Origin of the sequence: Acinetobacter sp. yr461 (genome assembly GCF_900110445.1) — a bacterium.
Taxonomy (GTDB): domain Bacteria; phylum Pseudomonadota; class Gammaproteobacteria; order Pseudomonadales; family Moraxellaceae; genus Acinetobacter; species Acinetobacter calcoaceticus.
The window spans coordinates 33,317-49,822 of record NZ_FODU01000008.1 but is presented as its reverse complement, the minus strand read 5'-3'; the positions used below and the strand labels follow the sequence as shown (position 1 = coordinate 49,822).

16 protein-coding genes are annotated in these 16,506 nt (G+C 37.0%); 6 read left to right on the top strand and 10 right to left on the bottom strand.

Going from position 1 to position 16,506, the window contains the following annotated elements:
- Positions 1 to 21: 21 nt before the first annotated feature.
- Complete coding sequence (locus tag BMW38_RS12710) at positions 22 to 411, bottom strand: RcnB family protein (protein ID WP_005036171.1); 390 nt, start codon at positions 409 to 411, stop codon at positions 22 to 24.
- A gap of 165 nt (positions 412 to 576) precedes the next feature.
- On the opposite strand from BMW38_RS12710, the gene BMW38_RS12705 reads away from it, so the two are divergent.
- Positions 577 to 1,023 carry a hypothetical protein gene (locus BMW38_RS12705; protein WP_004638883.1) on the top strand — a complete coding sequence of 149 codons (447 nt, stop codon included), beginning with the start codon at positions 577 to 579 and terminating at the stop codon, positions 1,021 to 1,023.
- A gap of 223 nt (positions 1,024 to 1,246) precedes the next feature.
- Here BMW38_RS12705 and BMW38_RS12700 read toward each other — a convergent pair whose 3' ends face one another.
- Complete coding sequence (locus BMW38_RS12700; protein WP_092708627.1) at positions 1,247 to 2,710, bottom strand: phospholipase D family protein; 1,464 nt, start codon at positions 2,708 to 2,710, stop codon at positions 1,247 to 1,249.
- 75 nt (positions 2,711 to 2,785) lie between these two features.
- Positions 2,786 to 4,861 (bottom strand): zinc piracy TonB-dependent receptor ZnuD, encoded by a 2,076-nt coding sequence (gene znuD, locus BMW38_RS12695; RefSeq protein ID WP_092708625.1) that lies wholly within the window; start codon positions 4,859 to 4,861, stop codon positions 2,786 to 2,788.
- Positions 4,862 to 4,998: 137 nt separating this feature from the next.
- Between znuD and BMW38_RS12690 the strand changes: the two genes are divergently transcribed.
- Positions 4,999 to 5,763, top strand: coding sequence for a DUF4184 family protein (locus BMW38_RS12690; protein WP_092708622.1), 765 nt, complete (start codon positions 4,999 to 5,001; stop codon positions 5,761 to 5,763).
- Positions 5,764 to 5,934: 171 nt separating this feature from the next.
- Complete coding sequence (gene aspS, locus BMW38_RS12685; RefSeq protein WP_005036159.1) at positions 5,935 to 7,719, top strand: aspartate--tRNA ligase; 1,785 nt, start codon at positions 5,935 to 5,937, stop codon at positions 7,717 to 7,719.
- A 65-nt stretch (positions 7,720 to 7,784) separates the two neighbouring features.
- On the opposite strand, the gene BMW38_RS12680 is transcribed toward aspS, so the two are convergent.
- Entirely contained in the window at positions 7,785 to 8,813 is a 1,029-nt protein-coding gene (locus BMW38_RS12680) for a stealth conserved region 3 domain-containing protein (RefSeq protein WP_213031158.1), read from the bottom strand.
- A gap of 204 nt (positions 8,814 to 9,017) precedes the next feature.
- Between BMW38_RS12680 and BMW38_RS12675 the strand changes: the two genes are divergently transcribed.
- Complete coding sequence (locus BMW38_RS12675) at positions 9,018 to 9,233, top strand: hypothetical protein (RefSeq protein ID WP_005036150.1); 216 nt, start codon at positions 9,018 to 9,020, stop codon at positions 9,231 to 9,233.
- Positions 9,234 to 9,265: 32 nt separating this feature from the next.
- A complete protein-coding gene (locus BMW38_RS12670) occupies positions 9,266 to 10,189 on the top strand; it encodes a glycosyltransferase family 32 protein (protein WP_092708619.1) in 924 nt (307 codons plus the stop codon).
- A 6-nt stretch (positions 10,190 to 10,195) separates the two neighbouring features.
- Here BMW38_RS12670 and BMW38_RS12665 read toward each other — a convergent pair whose 3' ends face one another.
- On the bottom strand, positions 10,196 to 11,140 hold the full coding sequence (locus BMW38_RS12665) for a glycosyltransferase family 2 protein (RefSeq protein ID WP_092708616.1): 945 nt from the start codon (positions 11,138 to 11,140) through the stop codon (positions 10,196 to 10,198).
- Between the two features lie 38 nt (positions 11,141 to 11,178).
- Positions 11,179 to 11,937, bottom strand: a complete 759-nt coding sequence (locus tag BMW38_RS12660; RefSeq protein ID WP_092708613.1) for a glycosyltransferase family 25 protein — start codon at positions 11,935 to 11,937, stop codon at positions 11,179 to 11,181.
- An 83-nt stretch (positions 11,938 to 12,020) separates the two neighbouring features.
- On the opposite strand from BMW38_RS12660, the gene BMW38_RS12655 reads away from it, so the two are divergent.
- On the top strand, positions 12,021 to 12,908 hold the full coding sequence (locus tag BMW38_RS12655) for a glucosamine inositolphosphorylceramide transferase family protein (RefSeq protein ID WP_092708610.1): 888 nt from the start codon (positions 12,021 to 12,023) through the stop codon (positions 12,906 to 12,908).
- On the opposite strand, the gene BMW38_RS12650 is transcribed toward BMW38_RS12655, so the two are convergent.
- Genes BMW38_RS12650 through BMW38_RS12635 form a run of 4 tightly spaced genes read right to left on the bottom strand, consistent with a single transcriptional unit; the run spans position 12,905 to position 16,492 of the window.
- Entirely contained in the window at positions 12,905 to 13,939 is a 1,035-nt protein-coding gene (locus BMW38_RS12650) for a glycosyltransferase (protein WP_092708607.1), read from the bottom strand. The genes BMW38_RS12655 and BMW38_RS12650 overlap by 4 nt on opposite strands.
- A gap of 11 nt (positions 13,940 to 13,950) precedes the next feature.
- On the bottom strand, positions 13,951 to 14,715 hold the full coding sequence (locus tag BMW38_RS12645) for a glycosyltransferase family 2 protein (RefSeq protein WP_092708604.1): 765 nt from the start codon (positions 14,713 to 14,715) through the stop codon (positions 13,951 to 13,953).
- Entirely contained in the window at positions 14,712 to 15,467 is a 756-nt protein-coding gene (locus tag BMW38_RS12640; RefSeq protein WP_092708601.1) for a polysaccharide deacetylase family protein, read from the bottom strand. Before BMW38_RS12640 ends, BMW38_RS12645 begins: the two co-directional genes overlap by 4 nt.
- Positions 15,464 to 16,492: a glycosyltransferase family protein gene (locus tag BMW38_RS12635; RefSeq protein WP_092708598.1), complete on the bottom strand. Its 1,029-nt coding sequence runs from the start codon at positions 16,490 to 16,492 to the stop codon at positions 15,464 to 15,466. The genes BMW38_RS12640 and BMW38_RS12635 overlap by 4 nt, the downstream gene beginning before the upstream one ends.
- Positions 16,493 to 16,506: the final 14 nt, after the last annotated feature.

Below are 16,506 nucleotides of genomic sequence, written 5' to 3'. Positions count from 1 at the left end.
TATATATTCTATATTTCAAAATTAACGAACACGATAAATTTGATGTTTTGAGTCTACAAGTAAATATTGGTTCGGCGTTTTAACCCAACGGTATCCACGTGGCGGCTCATACAAACGATGCGATCTCCAGTCCGAAACATAATAGCGACTATTACGGTATTCCGCAGGAATACGATCACCGCGTTTAAATGCTACATATCGACCATAGTGCTTACCACGATCGGCATTTGACCAACTTGGAGCCCGATGATCATTACGATAATCGTGGCGACGGTCATCACGATCACGATGTTCATATCGGTCATGGTCTCTACCATGGTTATTATCCCAACGATGATTTGTATCGGCCATCGCGGTAGCTGATATACCTAACATTAATGTCGAAAGTACAAGAACGATTGGCTTTTTCATGCCCTATTTCCTTTTAATCTTGATATGAAGCTAGATTAGAAGACAGTCAAGGAGAAACCATGAATAAAACAGATAACATTGCTAAGGTTTGTAATGACTATAAAGAAAATATGAAGAATCTGTATCTATGCTAACATTAGCTTTTTTCTAGCTAGGTCAATTGCTGTGTCTGAAATCAGTTTTGAACGTCTTCATCAGTTTTTCTGCAAAGTTCCAAGTGTGCAAGAAGCACGTATCATGGCGAATGGAGCAGATGGCGAACACGCTTGGTGGTTTAAGTTCAGTATTGATGTAGAACATCCACTTGCATGGCAAACAGTTCAAGAGTTAGGGCATGTTTTAAACTACCTATCAACAAACGAACGCCTACCGACCTTATTCTTTCCTGTTTCTCCACCTCCTTACATGAACGGTGAAGCAAAAGATTTTTTATCGTGGATTATTCAGTGTAATCATCCGGAGTTTTCTCCAGATGTGGTCTGTGACTGGCTTGAGGCACGTTTACCAAATCCTGTTGATGATGAGTCACAGTGGAAAATTAAGACTGATTTGAGTGAATTGGAAAAGTTAGATGATAAAACTTTGGATCAGTTGATTCCGCCAGCGCCTTAAAAATCATCTTATTTAATTTTATCGCTCTTGTGGCACAGCCTTTACTTACAGTGATGTTCTAATTTCTTTTGTATAGGCTAATGCCTCACTTTTGAAAGGTCAAAAGTGACGAAAACCTTTGTTTCACTGATGTTGCTTCCCTGCAACACAGTGAAACGGCGACATCCATGTCGCCAAACATCTTGCCAAATATATACGAGACCAAATATTAAAAATTGGAAAATTAAAAAGTCGACAACCCTGACCATTCCATAAAACGATAAATCCAATATTTCACTTTAGACTCATCTGCATACTTCACATAGTCCACGCTCATCTGTCTACCTTGCAGGTTTGACCACGATGTATTGAAGTAATTTTGAGCATCTTTAAATACTTGATCTTGAACTTTGCCAATCACTAACATATCAGTTTCAAGGTTGTAATTTTTTAAATTACGAGCAGTAAAATTGGCCGACCCTACAATCAAATCAGCTTGCTGAGCATTATATTTTAAGATCATTTTGCTATGGTTCTGCTCGCCATGCGTATCACACCAACGGATTGGAATACCTACAGCATGAAGTTCGGAGGCAACCTGACGGTTTGGAATACCATTCTTTTGTCGGCCAAAAGCATCTTTATTTGGATCAAGCAAAACGCGAACAATCACCCCTCTTTCTTGAGCATTTTTTAAAGCCTGAATAATCTTACGCTCAGATAAATAGAACATACTTAAATCAAGGTGCTCTTTAGGCTTAGCTGAGTTAATCAATTTTAATACAGATTGATAAATCGCCCCTTCAGTTAAGACTTGGACTTGAGGTTTGGTTACGTCTTTTTCAAAATCACCTAAAATGAGCGAGGGTGCACTACTTCCCGACATTCGTGCAACCGCTGCTTCAGTTTGTAGAACATCAGCTGCTGTGGCTCCCGTTACAACCAATGCAACATTTGAGTGTCTAGAACTACCATCGTGTGGGTTTGCAGAAGTTACGAGTGATTTCCAGCCCGCATCGGTATCGACGACCACGGTTTTACGGTGATTCGCCTTAAAGTTAAATAAGTTTAAATAGCTACGCAGTGTAATTTTTTCATCACCGAACGGATTTGGTAACCAGCCTTTTTCAGGATTATTTCCGACATTCTGGCAGCAGATGTACCATAAGCCAGACCAGAATGGGTTAGACGCACGTAATGGGCCTAAATTGGTTTCAATCACATCAACACCCGCTTGACGTAACTGACGGTAATTTTCAGGTTTTAAGCCGCCATAGACCGAGTTAATCGGGTCAGTAATCATCACAATCTGAATTTGGCGATTTTGTCTTTTTTTACTTACCAATGCATCGGTTAACTCTTGCATGAGAGGTCTTTGCTTTATTTTTGAATCGCCAACTTCTGAATTAAACAAGAACATATCCACCACAATCGTGGTTTTGGCCTCATCAATCATTTTCAAGATTTCATCAAAGATGTGCTGATCAACCTGTTGTTGTCCTTTTGCATCAAGGTAGGTTTTATCTGCTAAAAATTTGACATCGGCATGTCTAAGCTTGCCACTAAAGTTAATCCCTTGTGGCAATGGTTTTACTGTGTGGTAAATTGCCGATGCAAGATATGCAATAGCAACAACGCAAAGTAATATCGCCATATAACGACGCCCTGACCAATTTATTTTTTGATGAATTCGTTGAAAAATACGCATAAAAAAGACCTAACTTGATAGTTTCAAGTTAGGTCTTTTAGATTGATTTTTCAAGTTTAGTTTCGTGTTAAAGCCTTAAAACTTAAAATCAACGCCTACTGTAAAATTGCGGCCAACTTGTGGAATATTTGATAAGAACGAAGCATGTTGATAAACCGTGTCATCTAACAAGTTATTCGCTTTCATATAGACACGATAATCTGTTTTTGCGCCATATTGCCCAGAATATGCCACACCAAGATTTAGCATATTATAGCCTTCAGTTTCGGTCTCGTAGGCCGCGATTTTGTCTTGGTTAAAGACATGATAATACTCGGCAGAACCACTAAAACCATCACCGAAGTCTGCATCAACTTTAGTCCCTAAGCGTCCTGCTGGAATACGTGGTGCATTTCCTTCAGCATCAATTTTACCGCGCACATAGTCACCAAAAGCACTGATCTTGTACATTGGGGTAATTTGATAACCAATTTCCCCCTCTGCACCATAGAAGCGTGCTTTATCTTGAGTGTATTGAACTAAACGGAAGTCTTTATAACGGTCAAGAGTTTGAGCATAGATATAGTCATCAAACCAGTTATGGTAAACATGAAGATGGTAATCAAGTTTGTTATTATCAAAATGCAAACCTAACTCAACATTATTCGATTTTTCCTTACTGAGTTGATCATTTCCTAACTCATAAGTATTTGTCGCAAAGTGCCCACCATTTGCATATAACTCTTGAGCTAAAGGTAAACGTTCTTGATGTGAGGCTACAAAAGAAAGTTTATAGTTTGGTGCAAACTCCCAGTTCGCAGCACCTGCATAAGAAAAGGCAGAACCATCAAAATCTTGTTTAGAGTTATCATCTACATCAATTTCTTGCTGATCTGCACGTGCAGAAAGCTCAAAATGTAGGTCTTTCCATTGCTTATGTTCTAAGGCAAACACGCTCCACTTTTTGGTGGTGGTCGGTGCCATGAAGGCTTCTTCGCCAGTCAAATCTAATTTTTGTTGGCCTAACTGCGCGCCAATTACCCCTTCCCAATCAGCAATAGGGTTATGTACTAACTCAATACGCCCGTCATAGCCTTTGTTTTGGAATCGGGTAGCAATTGCCCCTTCTTCAATTTCATCATGCTGATAGTCGGTATAACTGGCCTGAGCACGTAATTTTTGGAAGCCTGCAAATGGATCATTTAACTCAGTTTTAAAATCATAACGCTCAGATTTTAAATCAATCCATGGGCCACCATGTTCGTGATCATGTTCTTCATTTCCATGGTCATGAGCTTCTTCACCATCTTCATGCTCATGATCGCCACAATGTAAATGCGGTATTCCCGTTAGATGAGCACTACAACTTTCATATTCATGGCTATGCCCAGGCAAACCATATTGGTCTCGACGGTTGCTATAAGAAATGCCGGTATAACCGCGGTCATAAATCCAAGACAACCCAACGTTAACTGAATCACCTTGAGCAAAAGTATTGTCTACACGGCGCTCTTTTTCACCTTCATGAATATAATTTGGTGCTATGTAGTTATTCGCATCACGTGTTAACCCCTCAACACGTAAAGCCACTTGACTACCCAAACCTACAGTTACACCAGCACTCGCCAGTTTTTCATCACTTCCAGTGTTGTAACGTAAGCCAACTTGTCCTTCATAACCATTTTCAGGCATTTGCGTAGGGATCTTGTTATCAATAACGTTAACTAAACCGCCGACAGTTCCCGCACCAAACAGTAAAGTAGAAGGGCCTCGAATCACTTCAACTTGTTTTGCAAGCACAGGATCTACAGTTACCGCATGGTCAGGAGACAAGGTCGAGACATCAATATTTTCTGAGGAATTTTGAAGTACTTTAACGCGTGGACCATCTTGTCCACGGATAACTGGACGACTCGAACCAGCCCCAAACTGATTAGCGTAAATTCCCACTTCGTTACTGAGTACGTCCCCAATGGTCGCAGCACCTTGTGATAAATGCTTTTGGTCAACAACAGTATCTGCAACTGCAAAATCTTGTGAAGTTTGCTCAAGTGGATGAGCCTTAATTCGAATGGTTTCTAACTTTTCAACATTTTCACTTTCTGCTGCAAACGAAGGAACGGATATGACAGCTAAAATGGATAAGGTCAAAATATTTTTATAAAACTGCATTGGATGTGTCCCGAATCACGATATGTTTTATTTTTGTTATATTATAACATTTCGATTGTATTGCAATAAAAAACATTTTTAATTAGACGATTCGTTAGACTGGTCAATTAAATGATGTGAGTAATTTTTGATTTCTAATGCCTTTTACCATCTCTCATGCCGTTATAGCTCCTCCCTTATCTAAGCTTAGCCAAAACACTTTACCGATTGCTGCTTTAGCCATTGGGAGTATGACACCCGATCTTTACCGCTTATTTACAGTTCATACCAGCATGCTGACTCACCAATGGAAAGGCCTGATCTATCCCAATCTTGCATTAGGCCTCGTCTTTTGTGCTGTTTGGTATTTTCTTTATCGTCCAGTGGTGTACCGTTTTTTTGGTGTGCAACATGATCTTGGCCTCAGCTCTTTAAAACGTATTTTTATATTTTTTATTGGAGTTATATTTGCACTCATTGTCGGTATAGCAACTCATCTAATTTGGGATGGTTTAACACATTCAGACTTTCGAACGTTTGTATTTAAAGATGTATTAGCGACAACTATTCATTTTTTTGGTCATCCCTACCCTTTGCATCGTCTTTTACAACTTGGCTCTTCTGCTCTTGCTTTGCCTTTTCTCGCTTGGATGTGCCTTCACTATTACCAGCGCTATAAACAACATTGGAAAGTAAGTAGAAAAATTAAAATTTTCGCGTGGACTCTTTTTATTCTATCTACGCTCTTGGGTTTATTTTCTTTTTGGGATTATGCTCGCTACATTCCTCATGAGGTTTGGCATGCCGATACCTACTATTTCACGGGCCGTTCGATTAATGAGTTTATGCAGGGCTGGTTAAGCACCTTTAGCTTAGGATGCTTATTATTCTTGTTTTTAGATCGGCAACAAAGAATGGGATGAATCAGGAAACTTGCTGCCAAATTGCTCATTTTCAGGTTAATTTCTGCGGTTTTTTGATCTACTTCTTGTGACAAACCATGCAACAAGGCATAATCGAAAACTTATTTTTTTTGACGGTGCGCGGTTTACGCATCCGTCTTTTCAGCCAATATAGTTTGGATAATCTTCATTATGATGCGAACTCATTACTGTGGCTCTTTAACTGAAGCCCAAATCGACCAAACCGTTACACTATGCGGTTGGGTACATCGTCGCCGTGACCATGGTGGTGTTATTTTCCTTGATATGCGTGACCGTGATGGTCTCGTTCAAGTGGTTATTGACCCAGATACTCCAGAAGCATTTGCAACTGCAGATAAAGCACGTTCTGAATATGTATTAAAAATTACAGGTCGTGTTCGTCGCCGTTATGAAGGTACTGAAAATGCCAATATGGTGAGTGGTCAAATTGAAGTTTTAGGTAAAGACATCGAAGTTCTTGCCGCTTCAGAAACACCTCCATTCCCGTTAAATGATGAAAATACCAATATTTCTGAAGAAATTCGTTTGAAATATCGTTTCTTAGATATTCGTCGTCCTGAAATGTTGGATCGTTTACGCTTCCGTTCTAAATTAACCAATCTTATTCGTAATTATTTCGAAGACAATGGTTTCTTAGACGTTGAAACACCTATTTTGACACGTGCAACACCTGAAGGTGCGCGTGACTACTTAGTACCAAGTCGTGTACAAAATGGCAGTTTCTATGCACTTCCACAATCACCACAATTATTCAAACAATTGTTGATGGTGGGTGGTATTGATCGTTACTACCAAATCGCGAAATGTTTCCGTGACGAAGACTTACGTGCTGATCGTCAACCAGAATTTACTCAAATCGACGTTGAAACATCGTTCATGAGTGACGATGACATTATGGACTTAATGGAAGTCCTAACTGTGAAGATGTTCGATGAACTTCTTGGCGTTAAATTCGATAAATTCCAACGTATGACGTATGCAGATGCAATGCGTGACTATGCATCAGACAAACCTGATATGCGTATTCCGTTGAAACTCGTCGACGTTGCAGACTTAATGCAAGAAGTAGAGTTCAAAGTATTTGCGGGTCCTGCAAAAGATCCTAAAGGTCGTATTGTTGCTTTACGTGTTCCAGGTGCAGCATCATTGCCACGTAGTGCAATCGATGAATACACCAAATTCGTTGGCATCTATGGTGCAAAAGGTTTGGCTTATATCAAAGTTAATGAACTCGCTAAAGGAATTGAAGGTCTTCAATCTCCAATCGTGAAATTCATTGAGCCGATCGTACTTGAACTGTTGGCACGTGTTGGCGCGCAAGATGGCGATATCGTATTCTTCGGTGCAGATAAAGCTAAAGTTGTAAATGATGCAATGGGTGCTCTTCGTGTGAAGATTGGCCATGATTTGAATCTTTCAACTTGTGAGTGGGCTCCACTTTGGGTTGTTGACTTCCCAATGTTTGAAGAAACTGACGATGGCAAATGGACTTCTGTTCACCATCCATTCACTCTACCAAAATCAAGCGTAGAAGAAGTGAAGAGCAATCCAGGTGAAGCACTTTCTGTTGCTTACGACATGGTATTGAACGGTACTGAAGTTGGTGGTGGTTCGCTACGTATTTATACATTAGAAATGCAAAAAGCGATTTTTGAAGCGCTTGGTATTTCTGATGAAGAAGCAGAAGAGAAATTCAGCTTCTTGCTAAATGCGCTTCGTTACGGTGCTCCTCCTCACGGTGGTTTAGCATTTGGTCTTGACCGTTTAGTGATGTTAATGACTGGCGCGACTTCTATTCGTGACGTTATTGCATTCCCGAAAACTAAAACTGCTGAATGTCCACTTACTCAAGCACCTGCTCCTGTTGAAGCAAATCAGCTTCGTGACTTGGGCATCCGCTTACGTGAAAAGCCAAAAGCTGAAGAAACTAAATAATTTTTAGATTTTCAAATTAAAAAACCCTGCAATTGCAGGGTTTTTTATTGAGTAATTTTCAAATTTTAATGAGATATTTCTTTTTCAAAACTTGAGAGCTTTTTAAATTTTTGATCAAAAATTTGAATAATTTCTGTTTTAAGCTTTTCAAAATCGACCACATGTTCATCGTCATTTAGGCAAATCTGTGGAAGCCTTTCATTCTTAATAACATTATTAATTTCAGGAAGATTTTGGAGCCTTAAGTTAAAGTTTTGACCCCGTTCAAATATATTTACAGGATAAAAGCGACCTGAGCACAATTGCCATAATCGGAAAAGATATTGGTTAACATCTAAAGGCTGTCTAAACCGATGACTTGATACTTCTTTTAAGTAAGCCTCTTCAGTTTTCCACACTTCCTCAAAGACTGACTTCAAAAATGGTTGAGGCAAATGAGTACTATAAAAGCTTGAAAATTTTCGATTATATAAACTTAAAAAATTCCCCAAATTACTGCTCATAGAATAGCGATAATTAAAAAGAGCATAGGGATTTTTATGAAATAATTTTCTTTTATCAAAATGTTTATTAATAATTGCAACATCTGTTAAGGCAACTGCTCCTAAAAAGTTCTCTTCACCTACCACCATGAGTGGCTGTAAACGCACACCATCACAAGGTAAACCCTTTCTAAAAAAGAAATCAGGCTCTAACGGCCTATTGATAAAGGTATCATCATTAAAATAGACAAAATGCTCTGCTAACCCCTCAATTTTATGAATATTGATTTCAATAGCATGTGAGTTAAATGTAGGTAAGCAGTTTGGTTCTATAATTTGATCGTGTGTGACCAAATTTAACTTAGGATGATTTTTGACTAAAAATTCAGGGAAATGACCACAAGTCACCAGATGGATCTTTCTGACCCACGGACAAAATTTCTCAACAGATCGAAACCAGTAATGAAGATTATTCCAGTCCCGATAGCGACATTGATCAACGAGTTCAACTACCTTTGTTTTAGTTTCTCTCGATTTATAATATATGTATTGATGCTGCCATTTCGTATCGGTTGAATCCACCCAAATCATTACAAAATCAACAGGCTGCATTAAACATATATCCAAATAAGTACAGAAATTTACTAGAAAATTTCAGATAAAAAATGGACCTCAAAGTTTATTAATGTTAATAAAAATTCACAATCTATTCATAATTTTAGTTTTTCTACACAATTTTACTCAATTAAGGCTCTATTGAGATGAGAGTGGGCAAATGGCATAATACCCCCACTTTTTCTCCCTTGGTGATTCATTATGGCAATGCGCCCTGATGTACGTCGACATGCTTTAATCGTAATTGTATTCTCTCTTGCGCAATGGTTTTTCATGCGCTATATCCTTGCCAATGAGTTATTTAACATCAATACAAATCAACGTATTCTTTATTTCTGCGTAAGTAGCTTAGCAGGTGCATTGCTTATTTTTGTTGCGCTGATTTATATGGTTTTAAAAGGAAATACGGATAAATAAAAAATTCTTTTTATTTATCATTTGAGGTTGTTATGGGTTTACGCAAATCTACAAGAAAAATTTTTTTCCTTTTAAGGTTTCATCTTAAATTCTATATAGATAAGCGTATCAAAAATCTTGAACCTAACAACCTAGCAAATCTAATTACCCTTCATCCTCAATCTGAAGGTAAAATTAATATTCCAAAAATCATATGGATATACTGGGACTCTAAAAAACCAGAACTAGTAGAACGTTGTTTAGAACGTATTAAAAGTTTGAATCATGAATATACTGTTCACATTTTAGACAATAACAATATAAGTGATTTTTGCGAAATTGACTTTTCTCAATTTGAAGGCCTCACTCCTCAATTAAAATCTGATCTACTACGCTTATATTTATTATATAAACATGGTGGTATTTGGGTTGATGCAAGTGTAATTCTCTATAGTAATTTAGACTGGATTATTGATCTATGTAATAACAATAAAACCAAAGCATTTGGGTATTATAGAAATGCCAATACAACTGTAAAACAGTACCCAGTCATTGAAAGTTGGCTTTTAGCCTCAGAGAGAAATAATATTTTCTTTAAAGAGTGGCTAGATGAGCTCATTTATGCAGTTAAGTTAGGAATTAAAAACTACATTCATGAGATAAAAAAATCTTGTCCAAACTATGATGAATACTTTCAAAACATTGGCCGACTTGAATATCTTGTCATTTATGTAGCTTGTCAAAAAGTTCTTAGAAGAGCAGAGATGAGCATCACATTAATTAACTGTGATGAGAACGCTTTTATTTACCATAGTTTCAACGATAAATCTAATATCCACTTTATTGAGTCATTAGTATTAAACTATAGACCATTAAATATGCCATACCTTATAAAGCTAATTGGCTCAGATAGAAATTTATTAGAGCCGTATATTAAATCAAATAAAGTTAAGAAAAATTCACTTCTTGATTTTTAAAATCCATTAATATCTATACTTAGTTATTTCTTTTTTAAATTTATTATTTAAAAAAAGGAATAGTGCAAAAATAAATATATTAAGAATTAAAGTTAGTTTAATATATTGAGTGGAACCATTCCAGAATGTAATAAAGAAACTTATTAGTGATACGATAAAAATGAGATTAACACCTCTACTATACCGTTTAGAAATTTTTATGATTTGATTATTTTTCTCAACCATGTTCCAGATTGATCCAAGTTGATCACTGTATAAATCTTTATGGTTATCAAATATTCTATTCAAAGCAATTTCTTTTGAAATTTTTTGACAATCAATTTGATCAGTTAAACTAGACTGATCTGATCTTTTTCTATAAAAATATAAATATTCTGGAATAACAAAATAGTTTTTATTGTTCTTTAATAAAGAGATATATAAGTTCCAATCTTCACAAACTTTAAGTTTTTCATCATAGCCTCCTACTCTTTTAAAGTCAGCAGTCCGCATTAGAGCAATACATGGAAAAATAGCATTATGAAAAATGAACTCTTTTAAACTTACTATTTTATGGCTAATCTTATTATTTGATCGTTCAAACTCTTGAACATTTGTACACACTAATGCTAAATCAGGACGTGTTTGCAATATATTTAAGCATTTTTCAATATAGCTAGATGCAATTTTGTCATCAGAGTCAACAAACATCAAATAATCACCGGAAGCATTATTTGCTCCCCAGTTTCTAGCACTCGACACTCCTCCATTTTCTTTTTTAAAATATTTGTATTTATCTCTACTTAGATAATCAGATATATTTTCACACAACTCAGCACTATCGTTTGATCCATCATCTACAATTATGCACTCAAAATTTGTATAAGTTTGTTCGTCTATTGATTTAATAGTATCAAGAACAGTATTTGAGGCATTATAAGCCGGCACAATAATACTAACTAAAGCTGTCATATAAAATATCTCTAAACTTAAAAATATAATTAAAAAATTTAAAAGTATCGCTTATATGATAATTTAGCCAAATTTTTTCTTAAACCATGCCCATATTTACTTTTTTCTAAATCTTCAGATTTTGCTCTTTCACTTTCTAACCGGCTTAATATTGGATCTTTTTCTCCAATTTCAATTACTGGATGATCGACAATAAATGACATTAAGATATGAACAGTTGAATCAAAATCAAATAAATAACTCCAATCATCTGCTTTTCTTATTTTATGATGATATTTAAGTAATGTTTCAGCCATTTCTCTATCAACAACGTACGCAAAAGCATAGCAAGCACGATGGAAAAAATCTGGAACCACTTCTAACACTTTTTTATTCAAAAAATTATAGTCTTTAAATTCACCTCTTGTTTTTAGGCACTCCTTCATTTGAATACCGCCTAGACTAAATAGCAAATTCGATGGTAAAGCTACTTTTTCTAATTCTTGTTTTAACTTATCAATCGTTAAATCATCAGGCAATATTGCATCATCTTCAAAAATCAATGCATATTCATCTTCCGATTCAAGGAAAAGCTCTAAAGCTTTCAAATGAGATAAGGTGCATCCTAGCTCACTCGGTGTTAAAGGTTGGGAACGACCTTTTACTGCCATTTCAAAATATTGTTTTACGGATAAATCCACCCCTTTAACGCCTACTTTTGTGTAGTCAACCTTACTCGTCTTGAAAAAATTTTGGCCGAGGAACTTACTTAAACGAGGTGATTTTTCATCTTCGATAGTTACAACATAAATCTTCATTAAGCTATTCCCCTTTTAAACAGCGAGTATCATATCTAATGTAAAATAGAGTTAATATATCTTTTTTATTTTCTTGTATTGTCATGATTCGTTCAATTCAAAAAAAATGGTACAAATACCAACAATCGAAAAAAGCAAAATCTTTTGACTCTCATTGGTATATGCGTTTTGGTTGGTTAGAACAACCTTTTACAACACTTGAGCAATTAGATTCACTCTTTGAGATCCACTCCCCTAAAAAGTTTACATTTGCAGATAGCTTTTATGCTTATGAAAATGGTCGTCACTTCATTTTTTTTGAAGAGGTTGATGACGAACACCCTGTCGGTTTTCTTTCTGTTTTAGAAGTCTTTAAAGATGGAACCTACACCCAACCTGAGACAATCTTAAAGCTCGACTACCATCTTTCTTACCCATGCGTGTTTAAAGTAGAAGATGTCTGGTACATGGTTCCAGAAACGTCGGCTAATAAAACCATTGAGCTTTGGAAATGCACTGAATTTCCACTGAAATGGGAAAAGCATTCGAATCTAATCGAGAATATCGAAGCAGTCGACAGCACACCTTTTTATCATGAAGGCTTATGGTATCTTTTTACTTCAACACGTCGTGATTGTAAGAAGTTTGGTGACCGTTTAGATCTATTCTTTACCGAAGATATTTTGAATCCTGAATGGCAAGAGCACCCAATGAATCCAGTGTACCGAGGCAGTCAGCAATTCCGTATGGCAGGCAAACCTTTTATTTATAAAGGACAACTGGTTCGACCAAGCCAAGATTCTTTAAAACGTTATGGCGGCAATATCGAATTAAAAGCGATTACTCAGCTTAGCCCAACAGCCTATGAAGAAAAATTACTAGAAGTGGTTTTACCAGACTGGAATGCAGCAGATGACGGTTGCCATACCATTAATGTCGAAGATAACTTCGTAGTACTTGATGCCATCCGCCTTACGCCAAAAAATAATTAAGTTTTTAACAGCTGCTTATAAATATGAAGCGTCTGCTCGGCCATGGCTGGCACAGTCAGTTCAGCTTTGGCCTTTTCATACAGAGGGCTAAAGTCATTTTGTGCATCTGGCTTAAGTGCAGCTTGAATTGCGCTTGCTAGGCCTTCTGCATCTCCAATTTCTGCTAGATATTGTTCTGGCAACCACTCGATCACACCATTCACTTTAGTTGAAGCCATAGCTTTATCGGCCTGTAAAGCTTCTACCATGACGAGTGGAAAACCTTCACGGTCAGAAGATAAAACTACAACATCTGCCAACTGGACCAGATCACGCGCATCAGTTCTAAACCCAAGAAAAGCAACCCGATTTTGCATGTTTAATTCACTGACTTGTTTCTCTAAACTTGCTCTAAGTGAACCATCACCTACAATCCATAAATTGGCATCGATATGTTGCAGCGATTCAATCAATAAACTAATATTTTTTACTGGTTCTAGACGTCCAATACACATGACGACTTTTTTGCTAGGGTCTAGTTCAGCAAAATCTTTTTGAATCGATTGAAGTAATTTTTCTTTATTTTCAGCTGTAAGAGCAGGTTGAGGATACACTCCATTGTAAACCACATGTGCTTTAGACTCAGGAATGCCTTGCGTTAGTGCTTGGCTCACCGCAATAACAGCATCACCCGCTAAATAAGCAGACTTATTCTTTTTAGTACCATGTACTGTTGTCACAAATTTTGGGCCAGATAAAAATGGCTTAATTCGGGCAATCAGTTCAGCCGCCTTTCCTGCTTGTGCATGAACAATAGCCGGTTGAATTTGCTGGATAAGATTTTTAAGTTGCCAGAGTAAAAAAATATTCCAACGGCTACGTGCAAAATCAACCGCATGAAAATGTACTTGTTGGCTAAACTTGTCTAGATAGCAAGGATGTGCAATCACATGTACTTCATGATTTAAAGCGAGCTCGTTAACAAGGTTAAAAGTGTGCTGCTCTAAACCACCAATTCCACCACTCGTTGCCAATACCTGAACAATTTTCATAGCTTGCCTACTTATTTTTTATCTTTATTCATGGTTTGTTCAAACAGTTTGGCTTCTTTTAGAAATGCATAAAAGGCGTTAATCATACTATTTACGAAACCACGCCAACCATTTAAGAAACTACGGCGAATAAAATAAGACTTCATAAAAGTCACAGGCATAACCAAAACCAATTTTGCAATGCTTGGAGACTTTCCTTTTTGGTATTTCTCTAATGCTTTTAGGTTGGAATACTGGTTATTTTTTTCGACTTTCACGAAAATGCTCGACTCGCCATAATGATAAATATCATGTTGAGCGCGCTGAGATTCACCATCCACAATCACATTTTCATGGACTTTATTGGCAAGGTCATAATGTCCTTTAGACTTGCGAAAAAAACGCACCTTTGCATGCTTTTTAGTATGTTTACTGTTAGGAACCCCTAAGAAAACATCATTAATGGGTGTGATTAAAGCATCAAGCTTATTCTGCTGAATGGTCTCAACAATTTCTTGTTTTAACTCGTTAGATAAGACTTCATCACCATCTAAATTGAGTACCCAATCATTTCGGCATTTTGCTAAAGCCAAACTTTTTTGCCCAGCATAACCTTGCCAATCTTGGTGAGAAATTTGCGTATTTTCAAAGCGCTGTGCAATTTCATAAGTATTGTCAGTACTGCCAGAGTCTAAAATAATAACTTCATCAAACTCACTGACACTTTGCAAAGTTTGCTCTAACCAAGCGCCACAATTTAAAGTGACAATATAGACACTACATGGAATTTTATTCATAATTTATAACGTCCTTTAGCAAGGGCGATACGCATCTGTAAAGCATTCATGGCACCATGCGTGCTGACACGTGGAATATTAAATTGATTAACCGCTTCGTACGCTTCGATTTTTTTACGAGTTGATACGGCGTTTTTAAAGCCAATCTCTTGCGCCATTTTCTGGTGCTTTTCGTTAAATCGACCAAATGGATAAGCAAAGCTAGGGCATTTTCCAACTAATGCTTCGACATCTTTTTTAGATTGAAGCATTTCATCATAAGCGGTTTGATCATCAAGCTTAAGTAAATTCACATGATGTTGTGTATGCGCACCAAACTCTATGAAGCCAGAACTTGCCATTTCATGGATTTGCTCATGAGTTAGCTTTTCGATTCCTTCAATTTGCGTAGCCAAATAAATGGTTGCCTTTGCATTATATTTTTTGAGTAATGGATAGGCATATAGATAATTATCCATAAATCCGTCATCAAAACTTAGAGCAACAACGTTCTTTTGACCACGATATTGTTCAAGTTCAGAGACAAAGCAAAAAGTAGCCCCTTTACGCGTCAACAACTGTAAGAGTTGTTCAAACTTTTCAGGAGGCATATTCATACCAGAGGCTGCATCTTTAGGGGTCACCTGATGCAACATGATAATACGAGGTAGTTTGCTCGAACGAAACGGAAGCCAAAATGTATAATTACCCAGCACATATAACAGTGCAGCAAGTGCTAGCAGGCCTACCGCAACGTACAAAAACCACATCATGCATAAACCTCATGTGACCATTCATAATTTTCTGAAAGGGGCTGCTTAAATGTCACTTCAACCATAAATTGGGTGATGCGCTTAGCATTGAAAGATTTGCGTGTTTTCTCCCATCCCTCTTTCGCTATTTTTTCAGCTTGCTCTGGATTCTGATCAAAGAATTGTATCTTTTTGGCCAAGTCGAACTGATCATCAAAGTAAACCACTTCCTGCTCAGTGTAGAGTTTTTCAAAGCCAGGAATTCTTGGGCTAAAGGTGAGTAAACCATTACCGGTCAGTTGTACAATACGGTCAGAACTATACAAGGTTACATCATTACGGCGTGAGTAATTGAGTCCCATTTTTGTCTCAGACAGAACCTTATAATAACCTTTACCGTAAACGCCCGGCTGTTCAAAGCAACCATAATATTGATAGTTCACATGGCCTTGTTTCAATGCATCTGCCAAATCTTTTAAGAACGTCTCACGCTCAGGTTCTTTATAAACCACGCCACAGAAAATAAAAGTCTTGTCTGTGTTAGCGTTTGAAAATTGTTGTAGCGTTTCTACATTACGGTGACCAACATTTGGCAAATAGGCTACGCTTAAATGAGGCTGCTTTAATTTTTGTAGATATTCGCCACCTGTTGTGCAGAAAATAGCGTCCAGATAAGGAGAAAATGCTTTTACGAAATCGAGTTTGCTTTCGAGATAAAGCGGGTCAACATACCAAAATGCAATTTTAGTATTTGGATAAGATTCTTTAATCTGTCTAAGGACATCCGGACTCATTAAATCACTATGCCCGATGAGTACCAGATCAGGTTCAATATTATTCACGACCTTTAGTACTTCTTTATTGGCCCAATTGGCACCCAGTTTTTTTGTTTTAAAAATGGTTCCCATGCGAGCCATGTCACGAAAACTAAAGTCATAAACGAAATGGCCATTTTCAATTAATCCGGCAGAAATTTTACGGTCTGTGCAGTAAAAATGGGCGCCTTGTTTATTAAAGCCAAAATTCGCAATATGCAATATTTTCATTTATTTACTCAAAA

Excerpts from the sequence above, each read along its gene's own strand:
- BMW38_RS12650 (WP_092708607.1), bottom strand. The coding sequence starts at position 13,939 with ATGAAAATTGTTCAGGTATTGGCAACGAGTGGTGGAATTGGTGGTTTA.
- BMW38_RS12680 (WP_213031158.1), bottom strand. The coding sequence starts at position 8,813 with ATGCAGCCTGTTGATTTTGTAATGATTTGGGTGGATTCAACCGATACG.
- BMW38_RS12690 (WP_092708622.1), top strand. The coding sequence starts at position 4,999 with ATGCCTTTTACCATCTCTCATGCCGTTATAGCTCCTCCCTTATCTAAG.
- BMW38_RS12700 (WP_092708627.1), bottom strand. The coding sequence starts at position 2,710 with ATGCGTATTTTTCAACGAATTCATCAAAAAATAAATTGGTCAGGGCGT.
- aspS (WP_005036159.1), top strand. The coding sequence starts at position 5,935 with ATGATGCGAACTCATTACTGTGGCTCTTTAACTGAAGCCCAAATCGAC.
- BMW38_RS12670 (WP_092708619.1), top strand. The coding sequence starts at position 9,266 with ATGGGTTTACGCAAATCTACAAGAAAAATTTTTTTCCTTTTAAGGTTT.
- BMW38_RS12645 (WP_092708604.1), bottom strand. The coding sequence starts at position 14,715 with ATGAATAAAATTCCATGTAGTGTCTATATTGTCACTTTAAATTGTGGC.
- BMW38_RS12640 (WP_092708601.1), bottom strand. The coding sequence starts at position 15,467 with ATGATGTGGTTTTTGTACGTTGCGGTAGGCCTGCTAGCACTTGCTGCA.
- znuD (WP_092708625.1), bottom strand. The coding sequence starts at position 4,861 with ATGCAGTTTTATAAAAATATTTTGACCTTATCCATTTTAGCTGTCATA.
- BMW38_RS12635 (WP_092708598.1), bottom strand. The coding sequence starts at position 16,492 with ATGAAAATATTGCATATTGCGAATTTTGGCTTTAATAAACAAGGCGCC.
- BMW38_RS12675 (WP_005036150.1), top strand. The coding sequence starts at position 9,018 with ATGGCAATGCGCCCTGATGTACGTCGACATGCTTTAATCGTAATTGTA.
- BMW38_RS12660 (WP_092708613.1), bottom strand. The coding sequence starts at position 11,937 with ATGAAGATTTATGTTGTAACTATCGAAGATGAAAAATCACCTCGTTTA.
- BMW38_RS12665 (WP_092708616.1), bottom strand. The coding sequence starts at position 11,140 with ATGACAGCTTTAGTTAGTATTATTGTGCCGGCTTATAATGCCTCAAAT.
- BMW38_RS12655 (WP_092708610.1), top strand. The coding sequence starts at position 12,021 with ATGATTCGTTCAATTCAAAAAAAATGGTACAAATACCAACAATCGAAA.
- BMW38_RS12710 (WP_005036171.1), bottom strand. The coding sequence starts at position 411 with ATGAAAAAGCCAATCGTTCTTGTACTTTCGACATTAATGTTAGGTATA.